At 43.8% G+C, this 308-nt stretch carries 1 protein-coding gene; it reads right to left on the bottom strand.

Translation table 11 applies throughout. The features are described from left to right. A partial coding sequence (locus tag D0T66_RS16160; RefSeq protein ID WP_221412248.1) for a hypothetical protein occupies nucleotides 1–308 on the bottom strand: 308 nt, incomplete at both ends.

Here is a 308-nt window from a genome sequence, read left to right as displayed (position 1 = left end):
CCGTCTACAAGCCTTGTGTAAAAGTTGATTGGCTCATCTGCCTGAGTGAAGAGCTGAATTTTCATAATTCGCTCCTCCTCTAACAGCCCTTCACTGGAGAGATCAAGACTTTCCTCTTCGCCAGGATTTTTGATTTCCGCGCTTTCAAGCTCTTCCTCGCCATTTCTGGTATAGATACTGTATTTCAATTTTGTTAAGGTATTTTCATAAGGCAGTAACTTCACCCGCAATTTGCCTGCATAGACAGGTGTCATCACATCTCGCATCGCCTGCAGATCCATCGCTTTTGTATAGCCACTGATTTGGTT

Source organism: Dysgonomonas sp. 25 (genome assembly GCF_010501075.1).
Taxonomy (GTDB): Bacteria; Bacteroidota; Bacteroidia; order Bacteroidales; family Dysgonomonadaceae; genus Dysgonomonas.
The sequence above is the reverse complement of the archived record's forward strand: the minus strand, read 5'-3'. Positions and strand labels throughout refer to the sequence as shown.